At 44.2% G+C, this 13,806-nt stretch carries 12 protein-coding genes; 1 reads left to right on the plus strand and 11 read right to left on the minus strand.

Annotated elements, in window-relative coordinates:
• Positions 1 to 4: 4 nt before the first annotated feature.
• The 5 genes from FGM00_RS00185 to FGM00_RS00205 form a co-directional block, all read right to left on the minus strand.
• Entirely contained in the window at positions 5 to 1,117 is a 1,113-nt protein-coding gene (locus tag FGM00_RS00185; RefSeq protein ID WP_138850967.1) for a D-TA family PLP-dependent enzyme, read from the minus strand.
• 5 nt (positions 1,118 to 1,122) lie between these two features.
• Entirely contained in the window at positions 1,123 to 1,587 is a 465-nt protein-coding gene (locus tag FGM00_RS00190; protein ID WP_138850968.1) for a RidA family protein, read from the minus strand.
• A 34-nt stretch (positions 1,588 to 1,621) separates the two neighbouring features.
• The gene (locus FGM00_RS00195; protein WP_138850969.1) at positions 1,622 to 2,773 is read right to left on the minus strand and encodes a toxin-antitoxin system YwqK family antitoxin; all 1,152 of its coding nucleotides are present in this window, start codon (positions 2,771 to 2,773) and stop codon (positions 1,622 to 1,624) included.
• 24 nt (positions 2,774 to 2,797) lie between these two features.
• Positions 2,798 to 4,114, minus strand: coding sequence for a gluconate:H+ symporter (locus FGM00_RS00200; protein WP_138850970.1), 1,317 nt, complete (start codon positions 4,112 to 4,114; stop codon positions 2,798 to 2,800).
• A 65-nt stretch (positions 4,115 to 4,179) separates the two neighbouring features.
• Positions 4,180 to 4,575 carry a ribosomal maturation YjgA family protein gene (locus FGM00_RS00205; RefSeq protein ID WP_138850971.1) on the minus strand — a complete coding sequence of 132 codons (396 nt, stop codon included), beginning with the start codon at positions 4,573 to 4,575 and terminating at the stop codon, positions 4,180 to 4,182.
• 96 nt (positions 4,576 to 4,671) lie between these two features.
• On the opposite strand from FGM00_RS00205, the gene FGM00_RS00210 reads away from it, so the two are divergent.
• Positions 4,672 to 5,934, plus strand: a complete 1,263-nt coding sequence (locus FGM00_RS00210; protein ID WP_138850972.1) for an aminotransferase class V-fold PLP-dependent enzyme — start codon at positions 4,672 to 4,674, stop codon at positions 5,932 to 5,934.
• A 40-nt stretch (positions 5,935 to 5,974) separates the two neighbouring features.
• On the opposite strand, the gene FGM00_RS00215 is transcribed toward FGM00_RS00210, so the two are convergent.
• From FGM00_RS00215 to FGM00_RS00240, 6 genes are all read right to left on the minus strand, one after another.
• Positions 5,975 to 6,697: a hypothetical protein gene (locus FGM00_RS00215; protein WP_138850973.1), complete on the minus strand. Its 723-nt coding sequence runs from the start codon at positions 6,695 to 6,697 to the stop codon at positions 5,975 to 5,977.
• A gap of 141 nt (positions 6,698 to 6,838) precedes the next feature.
• Positions 6,839 to 7,171, minus strand: a complete 333-nt coding sequence (locus tag FGM00_RS00220) for a DUF3140 domain-containing protein (RefSeq protein WP_138850974.1) — start codon at positions 7,169 to 7,171, stop codon at positions 6,839 to 6,841.
• Between the two features lie 196 nt (positions 7,172 to 7,367).
• Positions 7,368 to 7,889 carry a nuclear transport factor 2 family protein gene (locus FGM00_RS00225; RefSeq protein WP_138850975.1) on the minus strand — a complete coding sequence of 174 codons (522 nt, stop codon included), beginning with the start codon at positions 7,887 to 7,889 and terminating at the stop codon, positions 7,368 to 7,370.
• 218 nt (positions 7,890 to 8,107) lie between these two features.
• Entirely contained in the window at positions 8,108 to 9,178 is a 1,071-nt protein-coding gene (locus FGM00_RS00230; RefSeq protein WP_138850976.1) for a DUF4365 domain-containing protein, read from the minus strand.
• 190 nt (positions 9,179 to 9,368) lie between these two features.
• Entirely contained in the window at positions 9,369 to 10,022 is a 654-nt protein-coding gene (locus tag FGM00_RS00235; protein WP_138850977.1) for a hypothetical protein, read from the minus strand.
• Positions 10,023 to 10,102: 80 nt separating this feature from the next.
• Positions 10,103 to 13,801, minus strand: coding sequence for a ShlB/FhaC/HecB family hemolysin secretion/activation protein (locus tag FGM00_RS00240; protein ID WP_138850978.1), 3,699 nt, complete (start codon positions 13,799 to 13,801; stop codon positions 10,103 to 10,105).
• Positions 13,802 to 13,806 lie beyond the last annotated feature (5 nt).

Consider the following 13,806-nt stretch of genomic DNA (forward strand, 5'->3'; position numbering starts at 1 on the left):
AAACTTAGATTGTTATCCTTCTATTTTGTGCGGCAACCTGCCAAGCCCCGGTTACTTCACCCTCGGAAATCGTAATCGCTTCCTGATATTTGGCTACGGTCGGGCAGACATGCATCGGAATCGCATAAAAGACATCACCCACTTTGAACGCATCGCTCTTATTGGTCCGGACCACTAAATGTTCTTCACTTTGACCGATTTGCTCACTGTCTTCCAGACCCAATATAGTGACCCGAGGGAATCCCATTTCAGGGGCGACGGATTTATGTCCCAAATCGAAGCATATGATATCTTTGGCGGGTTTACTGATAATGCGCATCAACAATACCGCCGCATGTAAAAAGGGCATGTCGGGGAAGAGTTCGGCATAGCGCGAATCCCACAGCAAGGTCGTGCCCGGGGCGGTTTCGATGTTCGTGCGCTGCGCATGAATAGGGAAGGAGGGCGACCCACCGGCAATGACGTTTTCAACCTGAAAGCCGTGATTTTCTATTCCAAGTTTCAATTCTAGGATGGTTTCGAATGCCGTATCGCATACTTCTTTTCGTTCCGAAATATCCGTATGTCGGATGTGACCGTCGTACACATGCAATCCTCTAGCCTTCGTATGTTCATTTTCTTCGATGGAAGCGAACAGGTCAATAGCCTTATCATCCGGGGCGCAACCCGTGCGATTCATACCGTTGTTGATATCGATATATAGGGAAACTATTTTATTTGCTTTCGCTGCCTTTGACACCATTTCAGAAAGCGTATTCGAATTATCGACCAATGTTGAAAATTCAGTTTCGGGATAGGCATCCATCAATCTAAAAAAGCGATCGATGTTCGCTGCCACGGGCTGCATGGCCAAGAGCACATCTTCGGCCTTGCATTTACCCAAAAGTTCCGCTTCGGCAATAGTGGCACACTTGAACTTTTGAATGCCATGGCGTTGCTGCATTTGAATGACCTCGGCCATTTTGTGCGTCTTGATATGGGGTCGCAGGCTCGAAACACTGCCGGAAATGGAAAGCATGGTCCGAATGTTCTCTTCAATCCGTTCTGGAAATAGCAGAAGGGCAGGGGAGCTGATCTGACTCGTATCTTTTAGGGCATACCAAAGTGTATCTGACATAGCTATTACGTATGAAGTTCGAACATGGCCTCTATCTCGACAGCCACCTGACCGGGAAGCATCATCCCGACCGCACTTCTGACCCCGACGCCATTATCTGCTCCGAAAACATCGGCCATAAGTTCGCTGTAGCCATTGATGACCAAGGGCTGGTCGCTAAAATCCGGGGTACAATTTACCATTCCGAGTGTTTTGACCAAGCGTTTAATGCGGTCCAACTCCCCAAAATGCTTCGTAATAGTAGCCAACATGGTCAGTGCTACTTGCCTTGCGGCATCCTTGCCTTGTTGCATGCTCAGGTTTTCGCCCACGCGACCAGTGTAAAGCGATCCGTCGCTAAGCAAAGGGCCTTGACCTGAAACGTAAAGAAAGTTATCAACTACCAATACAGGTTTGTATAATCCTGCGGGTGGTGGTGCTGGTGGGAGTTCTAGCCCTAATTCTTTGAGGCGTTCAGAAGGTGTTTTCATTTCTTTCGGTTTTGGGAATTTTCAGAGATTTCGACTAATCAAAGTTGGTTTCTGACTTCTGGTATCCTTTCTCGTAAATGGTTTCGGCGAGTACCTTGCCTCCGGGACTATAGCGTTTCCATTTTCCTTCCTTTTTTCCATCAATATAATGTCCTTCTATAAACAGGTTGCCCTCCCTATTGTACTCCTTGTGCACCCCGTCTTGAATGCCATTTTTGTATTCGTGTTCATAGGATAGCTCGCCCTTATCGGAATACTTGGTTTCCATTCCGTTTTTCCTGCCATCCACATATGTAGTGCTGTATGTTTTTATGCCCAATTCATTATAGCTTTCGAAAACACCATTTTTACCTTTACTGTTGAAACTGCTTACCGACCTGATTTCACCTGTTCTAAAAAATTGTTTATCGCTGGTTTTTAGTCCATTCTCGTAGGTAATGCTATATACTTTTTTCCCTTCTTCGTTAAATGCCTCGGCAAGACCATGCGATTTACCATCTTTATGGTTTTCTACGCGCTTTACGGTACCATTATCGTGGAATGTTTTTTCTTCGTAAGTCTTGGCCCCCGTGTACTTTTTGATCCATTTTTTTTCGCCGTTTTCCCAAGTTTCGTCCCACGTACCCGTGGGTTGCCCGTTTTTGTAATACTCGGTAGTGATGGATTTACGGCCGTTATTTTGGGAATATTTGCTCGTTGAGGTCCATTTTCCCTCTTTTACCCCATCTTTATAGGTTTCGGTGCGCGTCGTATGACCGTCTTTATCATAGGTAATCCACTCTCCGTCCTCCTTGCCATCTTTCCAATACGATTTATTGTTGACTTTTCCATTCTGAAAATAGGACAGTGCTTCCCCATTGGGAACACCCTTTGTAAAAGTAGATGTATAGTCGAGATTTCCGAAGCTATCATAGGCAGTCCACTGGCCGTCTACTTTTCCATCCACGAAGGTTGCCTCACTGTATGCTCCGTTTTGTTCGGCTATTTTGTAAAAACCATTTAAAACCGCCTTACTACTATCATAATAGACGACTTCCTTTCCAAATCGTGCCGTACTGACATAATCGATTACCGTGGGGTTTTTGTCCTGCGCCTGCAGTGCCGTTAACGAAACGGCAAAGTAGATTAAACTTAGGCACGCTATCATAAAAGAGCGGTACTGGGGAAAATTTGAAATCGGAGTCATAAAATAGGTGTTTAAATGGATTTATTAAATAAAAAAATCAAGTGTCAATACCCCCAAAAGGCCCATAATGCCCACAGTGGTTTCCATGACGGTCCAGGTTTTCAGGGTATCCTTTACCGAAAGGTTAAAGTACTCTTTGTATAACCAAAAACCCCCATCGTTTACGTGGGAAAGCATAAGGCTGCCCGATCCTATCGCCAAGACCATCAGTTCCGGACTTACGCCAGAGTCGCCGAGCAAGGGTAAGGCAATACCAGCTGCGGTCAATCCTGCTACCGTAGCCGAACCCACGCATACGCGTATTACCGTAGCGATGCCCCAGGCCAAAACCAAGGGTGAAAGGGTGGAGCCCTTTAGCAGGTCGCCAATATAGGTGCTTACACCACTATCTATAAGCACTTCCTTTAAGGCGCCCGCACCTGCAATGATCAATAGTACCATCGTAATGCCCGCGACCGATTTTGCTACGGAATCCATAACCTCGGTCATTTTACGGCCCCGTGCCAAGCCTAGGGTGTAGATGGCGACCAAGACGGAAATCAGCATCGCCAATACTGGATTTCCGATTACCGAGGTAACTTTTTTGATTGGATTCCCGTCAGGAAGAATCGAGTCTATTATGGCGGCAAGTCCGATCAGAATCACGGGTAGCAAAGCCGTAAAAATGCTGATAAAAGTACTTGGCATTTCCTTATCGGTTAAGACTTTCGGATTTAAAAATTCCTTGAGCGGAGTTGCCTTTATGTTTTTTATGGTTCTTGAAAACAGTGGCCCGGCTACGATAATGGCAGGAATGGCGACGATGATGCCATAGAGCAGGGTTTTACCGATATCTGCTTGGAACATGACCGCAATACCTGTGGGCGCCGGGTGGGGAGGAAGGTAGCCATGCGTGACCGAAAGCGAGGCCAGCATCGGTAAGCCTACATATATCAATGGAAGGCCGGTGGCCGCCGCGACGGTAAATACCAAAGGTACCAATATGACGAAACCAACGGTGTAGAACATCGGTATTCCGACGATAAAACCGGTAAGCACTACTGCCCATTGAATGTTTTTCTTGCCGAACTTGTCGATCAATTGTGCTGTAATACGCTGGGCGGCCCCACTATCGGCTACCAACTTTCCAAGCATCGCTCCGAGACCGAGTATCAATATCAGTCCTCCAAGTGTTTTGCCCAAGCCCGTTTGAATGGATGCGACGACCTTCAAAATATCCATGCCTTCGGCTACTCCAACAAATAGCGAAACTAAAATAAAGGCGATAAAAGCATTGAGTTTAAAATGGGCGATAAGGAGGAATAAAAATAGAATTCCGATACAGACGATAACGATGGGCATAGGTCGGTCTTAGGTACTGGTATGCCCTAAATATACGATTTTAGGACAATTCGCGAGGCGGAATCCTATTTGTAGAAAAAACGTTTCAATAGTTTTTGCTCCAAGAGAAATGCGACGAATGCCCCGATGAGATAGGCCAATAAATCGCTCCAAAGAAAACCATGGCCCAGAATCAGTCCGCCAATTCGGGTCTGGCGTATCCTTACGATCCACTCGGCCTCGTAAAGCTGAAAGATTTCGATGAAAAAGCAGCATCCTATACCAATCAATAGTGTTTTTAAGGGTCTCAGGCTAGGAAAGAGGAATCCAATGAGAAAATAGATAAGTACTGCATAGAGGGCATCACCCAAATAAGGATACACCACATCCGGAATGTAATCGGTTCTTGAAAACAGCCCTGATGCTATGGTCAGCAGTATGAGGAAGAAATAAAGAAGACGGTTTCTTTTTGGGATTGCCATTCGCTTATGTAAACGATTCTTTTCTATCTTGTTAGGGCCAACACTATTTCAGCCTGCCAACTAGCAGGTTTAAAATGACCGCTAAAGTAGTTCAAAATGTTAAAAAGAGACTTTCTAAAACGTATGGGGCAGGTGGCCATGGTATCCCCTTTTTTACCGATTACCGCCCGTACTCATGGTAAATCCGAACCAAAGCCCTATCCGAACGGGAACGACGAGGCATTTTGGAAACGGATTCGAGAGGACTATGCTTTAAAACCGGATTATATCAACCTAGAAAACGGCTATTATAATTTTACGCCACAACCTACGCTCGATAAGTTTATCGAACACGTGCGGATGGTCAATTACGAGGCTTCCTACTATATGCGAACGGTGCAATGGGACAACAAGAAAAGTATTGCCGAGCGTTTGGCAAAATTGGTAAACTGTAGCTCGGATGAACTGGTAATCACTCGAAATACCACCGAATCCTTAGATTTGATAGTCGGCGGTTTTCCCTGGGAAAAAGGGGACGAGGCCATTTATGCGGAACAGGATTATGGGTCGATGCAGGACCATTTTCAACTGATGGCAAAGCGCTACGGTATCGTCAACAAGGTGGTATCGCTCCCGAACCACCCACAATCGGATGAAGAAATCGTAGCACTTTACGAAAGTAAACTAACCAATCGTACGAAATTGATTATGATTTGCCAGATGGTGAATATCACGGGCCAAATCCTACCCGTCAGAAAAATATGTGATATGGCGCACGTTCATGGCGTTGAGGTGATGGTCGACGGCGCGCATTGTGTTGGCCACATTAAAGTTGACCTGAAAGCATTGGATTGCGATTATTACGGTAGCAGCCTGCACAAATGGTTGAGTACGCCCTTGGGTGCCGGCCTGTTGTTCGTGAAAAAGGATAAAATCGCCAACATATGGCCTTTGTTGGCCGAACATGACCGTAAGCCGGACGATATTTCCCGTTTGAACCATACCGGAACACACCCTGTACATACCGACCTTGCGATCAATGACGCTTTGGATTACCTCGATATGATCGGTCTCGATAGAAAAGAAAAACGAATGCGCTATTTACAGCGTTATTGGAGTGATCAATTACGCGATGTTGAAAATGTGGTCGTCAACACCCCAATTGAAAAGCATCGCAGTTGTGGGATTGCGAACGTAAGAATTACAACCATGCCGCCTGCTGATTTTGCGAAGGCCTTGCTGCAGGAATTCAAGATATTTACGGTGGCCATCGATCGCAAGAACGTGCAAGGCTGCCGAATTACCCCGAATGTGTATACCACAACCGATGAGTTGGATGCCTTTGTACTTGCGGTAAAGACCTTGGCAGCTCGGGGTTGATTTTGGCACACTACGTATGGCGCACAGCTAAGAAGATTCCTTAATACTCAAACGGATCGGTCATCTCATTGTTGAGAATCTGGTCGAACTGGATGTTTTGCAGGGCTTGTATGGTTTGCATTTGGGATAAGGTAACCATTTGCTCCAGTAGGTTTTCCTGCAGGGCATCAACGGTTTCTTCATAGAGCTTTACCTGTCCGTCTAAAGGGGCGTTCGCTATTTGCTCCAAGCGTTCTTTTGGGAAGACCGAGGGATCGCTGATGATTTCGCGTAGCGTTAAGATTCGGGCCACCCCGCCCCAATCCCGATAGGTCTTTGCGGTCATTTCAAGGCCGATCATATAATAGTTTTCGTCTTTTGGAGGTTTGGAGATGAGTAGAAAGAGCACCCCGTCAACGCCACTGTATGTGGTGGGCGTGAGGGAAATTCGAAGGTCGGTACCGTCCCATTTTTCGTAGGCATCCAATTTTTCGAAGGTTGGGTCGTGCTTTACATTGATGTCCACGGCGCTTTCCAAATCCTTGAACGCCTCCGGAAAGGATTGCACATTAAATTCGGGCCCTGTTGTGGCCGATACCAATCTTGGGGTATAAGGGGATATTTTATCCTGCAAGTACCAAAACTCACCTTGTCTTGGCCATTTTTTAACAGCTTGCATATTTTTAGGGACTTTGAAATCAGGAATCGTAGCAGTGCTGTTTTGGCATTGCACCATACTGAGCAGCGTACCCATACAAACGAGAGAACACAACAGCTTTTTCATATTCGGAAGGGTAGGATGATTTTACGTATCGGCGAAAATTTGTCGGTATACCATTGAACAAAAGATTGATTCAAAGTTTGGGCTCGGTCGCTATATTACGGACTTGCTTCTTGAGCGATACCAATTACTAAAATACACGTTTTATTTCAAAGGGTCGTGGCCCCAATTTTTTAAGGAATAACGCCAATCGGATTCCTTTACATCACCGTCCGGCTTTTGCGCCTTATGGCGGGCCACATAGGAATTGACCTTTTGCATGTGTTCATAGTTGGAGTCCGTCAGTTCGTCTTTTTTGGTTCTTTTGATTTTTATGATTTTCCGACCGCTCTTATGCCCAATAGCTTCGCCATCACCGCTATCCTGGCCCACGGATTTCGACTTTTCGGTATCCAGCCAATCCTCCAACTCCGATGGGGTCATGTTTACGTTATCATAAAACTCATCGTAGATTTCTTCTTTTTCTTCTTCTTTCATTTTCATTGTTTTAAATGCGCTAGCCGGGTACTGTTTTTATTGTTCTCAGCGGGCTCTCGCATAGCGATTCTGTCTTAAATAAAAATAAGAAATCAGCTCTGATTTGCAGTGGGTGTTTTTGGTCCTATTGATAATTTTTATGACTGTTAAAGAACTAGTGGGGGTTTTGGGATAGTGATAGCGTTGACCATGGTTTTTATTTGGTCTCATTGGTTTCTGACCCATATATTGTTGTTTGCATCCCTGCAATTTTCCATTCCCCATTTACCTTTTCCATGAGTCTGGTCTCTCGTTTCCGACCTCTTAGTGCATCTTGCTGCTCGTAGGTAACCCAGGCGCCGTTGCCGTAGAGGCGCACTTCAATTTCATCCAGTAGTTCAGGTAGGGGTTCAGTTTCGGGATGCTCTTCCATAAAGGTCTTGACGAATTGGCTGATTTCATTCCAGCCCACCGATTCGGAAAACGTATTTTCAGGGAAATCTAGATAGATTTTGGTGATGTCGGGGTCATGTACCCATTTGGTTTGCCATGCCTCATAATCCCTTTGAAAAGCAGCCTTGGTTTCATTATTTAAGGTGGCTAGGATTGCCTTTCTTTCTTGTTCAATAATTACTTTTTGACTTGTGATTGCTTCGCCTTGCTGTTTGTTCGGCTCTTCACAGCTTGTGGTCGCTAGAAGGGACGACAAAACGAGCATTAGTATCTTTTTGAATTTCATCTGCCTTTTTTAGATTGTTGTTCATGGGCGCCTGTAAAAAAGCCCCTGTTTTAAATGAGAATAAAAAATTGCTTTTGATTTACAGTGCATTGTCATGGGCTTTTAGCATTTTCTCCCAATTTATGACCTGAAGAATCAAAAAATAAAAATATGGAGGCAAGGATAACTCGCTCGACAGGTCGTCTTATAAAATAGGTATTTGCTTTGGGGATACCGAACTAGGGCTTTTTGTAAGAAATTTTATTAGCTGATTTTTCTATAAGTTTATTTGATGATTCTATTAAATTTCCCACAATTATTTTTGCAACTTTATATTCATCAATAATTAAATCAACGACGGACATCATCTGCTTTTTAGCGATAATTAGTGTCTTATAGTCTTCTGGGAGTTTTGATATTGATTCTTGCATAAAATTCACCCCTTTTATCGCACTATCAAGTGCAGATGGTAATGTTTCTACACTTTTCAGATTTTTCTGGACATTTTCAATGTCCTGTGTTATAAAAAAATGTACCATTATTGCTTGTTCAAATGCGAAAATACCCGCCCCGAAGGTCTCGGAAAATATTTGGCATTCATTTTCCATTCTTTTAGAAGCTAGATTCATGTTCTTGGCATATGTGCCGACTGATGCAATCACTCGCGGGGATTTGAATGTTAAACCAATTTCATTAAAATATTTGAACTTTTCGCTACTCTCGTTCGATTTCAAAGTAAAAGATTCAAGCAACTCAATTGTTTTAATAGTCGAATCTTTACAATCCTCTAGACAGGTTGATTTTTCGGCTATGTCATATACAGTTTGGGAGTCAATATCTTCTCCTTTGAATATTTTGATAGATTGATACTCGTAATTTTTATCAGTTAACAATTCTGCAATCTTTTCCTTAGCCTTAATATTTAGCTTATTTCTTATGGGAATATCAACTTTCCATCTCTTTTTAGTTTTTTTGATAGTTCTCTGAGAAATTTCTATCCAGTAGGTAAGATTCGTTTCAGGGATATGAGCAATTAACAACATTGGAATGTCAAAATTCAACCAATAGTTGTGATGTATATTGGAGATATAATAAGTTAGTTTATCTCTTGAAAGTGAAAAATTTCCTTTTCCTGACTTTATTTGGAGAGCAATGAATTTTCCAGTTGGATTTCCATCCTCTGATTCCTCAATCAGAGCATCTATTCCAACATCTACAATTGGTTGTTCTCTAAAAATCCAATCAAATTCACGAAGAATAATACCTTCAGTTGCATTTACGCCGAGCCTTTCAGTTGACTTATACCTCATAGGTTTATTTATATAGCATCTAACAACTATTAGACAATAAACAAAAAATTATATTTAGTAATCTAGAGAACAGGATTAAATGAACTTGTGATGCACCCATGTGCAGAATAAAGAAACTCGAAATTATTATCTCATAATGGCCCTTTAAAAGCAAAAGAGTGAAGAACGATTTGTGCGGATAGATTTCAGGTTATTCTTCCCCCAACTCCGTAATCTTCTTTTCATACAGCTTTTTGCTTTCTACTACAGCCACGTTGAGTTCCGACATGATAGCATCCACACGGCCTTCGATGCTTTTCATCTGATCGTTAATGTTGTCAAATGAATTTAGGGCGGCGGCCACCTCCAAGGCTTTTACCACCTCAACGGCATCGCCATGTAGTAAACGGAGCTTGTCTATCGCCTTTGAGGTATTGGCCAAGGTTCCGTCGTATTTGGTCCGCGCCTTTTGAATAAAACCAAGAAGTGTATTGCGGTTTTTTTCATCACTTAGGCTATTGGTCTGGGTTTCCATCGCCGTAAAGAGGTTCGAGGCCTTTTCTTTAAGGTCTTCGTACTCTTTATTGAGGTTGTTGACACGTTTGTCTACTTTTTCCCAATCGCCGTAGACCTTGGCGAATTCCTTGTCCTCGTTTTTAGCATCCTCTAAAGCACCTTTTAGGGCACTAAGTGATTCCAATCCTTCGTTGACGTTTTTGTTGGCGGTTTCTTTTTTCTTTTCGAAGGCCGCTACCTGCGATTTGAACTTATCCTTGAGGCGAATAAGGTCCTCTGGGCTTTTGTCTTTCCAACAGGAAACGAAGAGTAAGGAAACTAGGCTGACGTAGAGTGCTTTTTTGAACATGGTGAATATGTTAAGTGTTTAGTTGCCCGCAAAAGTAAGAATTTATACTTCTTAAATTTTGCTATCACCTTGGGTGGGAGTTAAAATTCAAAACCAAACCCAAATTGAAATAAGATTCCTTCCTTAGAGTTAAAGGCACCCAAGTTAAGGGTGATAAAGTCGAGACCGCTGGCCCAAAAACCTATTCCTTGGGAGGTATGCCAGATATTGCTGCTCTCATTGGGCTGCCAAACACGTCCGTAGTCAAAACCGCCGTAGATACCAACGGTAACGGGCGCTACAGCCGTAACGTACCGCTTTACCCGCCACCGTAGGTCGGTGGTCTGGTAGAAGTAGGTCTTGCCGGAAAAGCGCTCATCGCGAAAACCTCGAAGTCCATTATTTCCTCCAATAGAGGCGGCGTGGTAGTAAAAATAGTCGTTGCCGAAATTGGTCATGACCTCGCCCATGGTGCCGAGCACCACATCCCCCGAGGGAATAAGCTTATGGCTAAAGCCCAACTTGAATTTTAGGTAACCGAATTTGTTCGCTGCAATACTGGTATTCGCCTTAAAACCGGCCGAGAGACCGATGATGATATATTTTGAAGGAAAATCTTTGGCATCGGCTTTATCATACAAGGCGGACATCTCGGCGCCAACATAGTTCTGGGAATTAAATACCTCGGGGTCTACATTGTCCGGAGTAAACAAGCGGTTCGGCAGCTCCCGGGTTCGGTACGATTCGTATAATGCTTTAAAGCGTAAGGTATGGTATGCGATACCTACATCAAAGCTGATTCTTTGCATACGGTCGCGATAGAAATCCCTGTCCAAAGTGTCCTCTAGGTTAACCGTTTCGTTGCCAAAGCCAAAGAAGTTCCTTGAAAAGCGGTTGTTGGTGTAGTAACCGTTTACCTCAAAATTCCACATGGGCATTATCCCTGCAAAAATTCCTGAATACGACGCTTCCAACGCCCTGAACTTAAAGAAGTAATTCGCGGCAATACTGTGTTTTTGACGGAATTTTGCGGCATTGAACCCTTTATAGGTGTAAGTTTCCTTTACGCCTAAAAATACCCCGTCATCGGTTCGAAATCCGATTGCTGGCACCAGAAGATTGATGTTCGGCTCAAAATACCGCCAATGATAGGTGTTGGTCTTGTACATATTCGAAAGATTGCGCTTGGGCGTCTCCCCTTCGAAGGTGGTTTCTTCGTGCTCCCAGTCGTAGACTTTGATATTCTTTTTTTCGGAAATTTTAAAAACATCCGCGCCGTACCCGCCTATCAACCGAATCGTAATATTATTCTTCTCGGGGCCGAGCACCTCGAATACATCGTCATCACCCAACCCATAAATCCATAATTCCTTGGTTTCCTTTGGGTCGAAGGTTCGCTCGAAAATTTTCATGTTGGGATCATCGCTAAAAATACGTCGAATGACCACCTTGGTTTTACCATCTGCCAGCGCGGTAATCTGGATTTTATCGTCCTTTTCGGTACCATGCAAAGCTACCGTGCGGTTAAGCATCTTACTATATGCTTTGGCGAAGGTTCCCAAATTGGCCAAGCGAAGCTCCAGGGTACGACGGATTTCAGCACTGGTTTCGTCCTGTACCTCAGGCGGTAAATTGTTAAAAGCGTTCTCGATTTTTTCCGGAGTAAGGTTTTGCTGGATCAGGGCCGCTTCCTCCTCCCAGACTTCGGTATCGAAACGGGTAAGTATAGCTCGATCTAATTTATTGCCGTTGGCATTCAACCATTTTAGGCTTTTGACCTCGGGCGCGAAGGACTGAAACCGTCTTGATGCCGGTGCAAAAACCTTTACCAGTTTTATGGCGAAACCATCGAACTTGGGGAAGACGTTGTCGCGATCTCTGGGTACCGGTAAAAATTCCCTGTCGCCGTCGTTCTTTTCATACTCTACCCAGCGCCATTGGTCCTGATGACGATCCCAATCGCCGATCAGCATATCGAACAGGCGTGCGCGAATGAATTCGCGCTGGTCTACGGTGTACGACTCATCGCTGGCTATTCTTTCCAACATATCGGTCGTACTTTCAAAATCTTTGATGTTCCCCGCTTCATCGATGGCTCTTCGATAGCCCTTGAAATTCAATTGCTCATCGGAAGGGCGTTCCTCTATAAAATAAAGCTCGTCGCCGAAGGTGGTATTCAGGTCGCCTAATGCTGCTTGCTTGGGAATGTAAAACAGGCTAGGGCTCGAATGGTTCACTTGAACAGAACGGGCCAGAGGGTTGACGATCAATTGCATGTAGGGGTGTGCCGTGGTAAAGAAATCAGAAACGATTTCCTCCGGTACCGAATCGTCATAATCGTTTTCGGTATAGGCGATTCCCGGAATCTTGAACTTGAGGTATTTCAAGGCATTTTTACGAAGAGAACGCATGGCGTACTGCTTGCCGTTGGCATCTTCCAATCGGAGGGAAAAAGACTGATGGCCCCCACCTTCTTTAATGACTTTAAGGCCACCGTAAAGGGTGTCGAGCATGGTTACGGGCGCGCTAACCGATTCACCAAAATACTTTCGGTAGCGTTCGCCCCATAAAAAGGTGTAAAAATCTGATTTTTCTATTGCTTCCCGATTGGGAAGTACGGTTTCGCTTACCGTTTTTTCGGTGATTTCTCTAAATTTAAAGGGCTCGAGGTCTTTCTTTAGTTTCGAGAGAACGGGCATTTTGTACTCCTCTTTGTTTCCACTAATAAAGGTGACTTGCGACGAACCATCCTCGAAATAATCCAAGCGGGTAAAACCTTTTTCGCCGTAGGTGAACAGGCCTTTGTACTTTAAGGCACCGCCTATACTGTTGATACGTTCTCTAGAGCGTCTGGTAGCTGTTCTTTGGGTTAACGAACCAGCGATGATCTGATGAATATTGCCCCCCTCAAGATACTGCAGACTTTCCTCATGCCCAGAAACAATAGTAATCCGATCAGAGGCCTTGGCGTAAGCGCTTAAGGCAATGCGTAGGTAGTTGTACCTTCTTGAATTTAAGCGATCGGGTGAAAATGCTCCAAGTTCTTTGAACGCATTAAGCAAAGTGCCTACAATAGGCAAAGGGGTCATGTGGCTTTTAAAACTATCCTTACCGGCGTATTTGCCATTACTCATGATCGGATGGTGCATGGCAATAACGATATTTTTGTCCTGTCCGTCATTGATAAAGCCTTCCAATTCCTCTATAAAACGGCGTCTGGTAACGATATCGGTACATTTTTTATTCATGTCCTTAATGCGCGACCAGTTCGATATAAACCAACGTGAATCGATCACTATCAGATCAAGTTGCTCGCTAATTACCCTTCTTGTAATCGGACATACATTTTCCGGATAGAAATCGATATCATCATCGTCTATTTCCTTGATAAAGTTCTCTACCCGTTCAATTTTATTGGTATCGAAGCTCCGCCATTCGTTGGCGCCGGGCATAAAAATCGTTTGACCTTTAAATTTTTTGGTGGCTGCAATCTGGCGTTCGAGCAGGAGCTTGTTCTTTTTCCAATTTGCAGTGTCTTGCGAGATATTGTCTCCCGTGAAGAGCAGTGTAGATGCCTCGCTGGCCTTCGCGAGGTGGGCTTCCAAAAGTTCCAATACCTTTTCATCCTCGCTATCTCCGACATTGCCCGCACCTGAGGCGATAAAAAAGGAATGGCTAATTTTTTCGTCCTTTTCGCCACCAATAAGCGTGTTATCCTCATATTGGGACTTAAATGTGGCACACGCATTACAAAGTACGGCAAGCGCCATTGCGATACCGTATTTTGATAATTGGGTCATAGGTT

The sequence above is a fragment of the Aggregatimonas sangjinii genome, from assembly GCF_005943945.1.
Taxonomy (GTDB): Bacteria; Bacteroidota; Bacteroidia; order Flavobacteriales; family Flavobacteriaceae; genus Pelagihabitans; species Pelagihabitans sangjinii.

Coding starts and splice junctions, on each gene's coding strand:
- FGM00_RS00210 (WP_138850972.1), top strand. CDS start 4,672: ATGTTAAAAAGAGACTTTCTAAAACGTATGGGGCAGGTGGCCATGGTA.
- FGM00_RS00220 (WP_138850974.1), bottom strand. CDS start 7,171: ATGAAAGAAGAAGAAAAAGAAGAAATCTACGATGAGTTTTATGATAAC.
- FGM00_RS00230 (WP_138850976.1), bottom strand. CDS start 9,178: ATGAGGTATAAGTCAACTGAAAGGCTCGGCGTAAATGCAACTGAAGGT.
- FGM00_RS00215 (WP_138850973.1), bottom strand. CDS start 6,697: ATGAAAAAGCTGTTGTGTTCTCTCGTTTGTATGGGTACGCTGCTCAGT.
- FGM00_RS00200 (WP_138850970.1), bottom strand. CDS start 4,114: ATGCCCATCGTTATCGTCTGTATCGGAATTCTATTTTTATTCCTCCTT.
- FGM00_RS00195 (WP_138850969.1), bottom strand. CDS start 2,773: ATGACTCCGATTTCAAATTTTCCCCAGTACCGCTCTTTTATGATAGCG.
- FGM00_RS00235 (WP_138850977.1), bottom strand. CDS start 10,022: ATGTTCAAAAAAGCACTCTACGTCAGCCTAGTTTCCTTACTCTTCGTT.
- FGM00_RS00205 (WP_138850971.1), bottom strand. CDS start 4,575: ATGGCAATCCCAAAAAGAAACCGTCTTCTTTATTTCTTCCTCATACTG.
- FGM00_RS00225 (WP_138850975.1), bottom strand. CDS start 7,889: ATGAAATTCAAAAAGATACTAATGCTCGTTTTGTCGTCCCTTCTAGCG.
- FGM00_RS00240 (WP_138850978.1), bottom strand. CDS start 13,801: ATGACCCAATTATCAAAATACGGTATCGCAATGGCGCTTGCCGTACTT.
- FGM00_RS00190 (WP_138850968.1), bottom strand. CDS start 1,587: ATGAAAACACCTTCTGAACGCCTCAAAGAATTAGGGCTAGAACTCCCA.
- FGM00_RS00185 (WP_138850967.1), bottom strand. CDS start 1,117: ATGTCAGATACACTTTGGTATGCCCTAAAAGATACGAGTCAGATCAGC.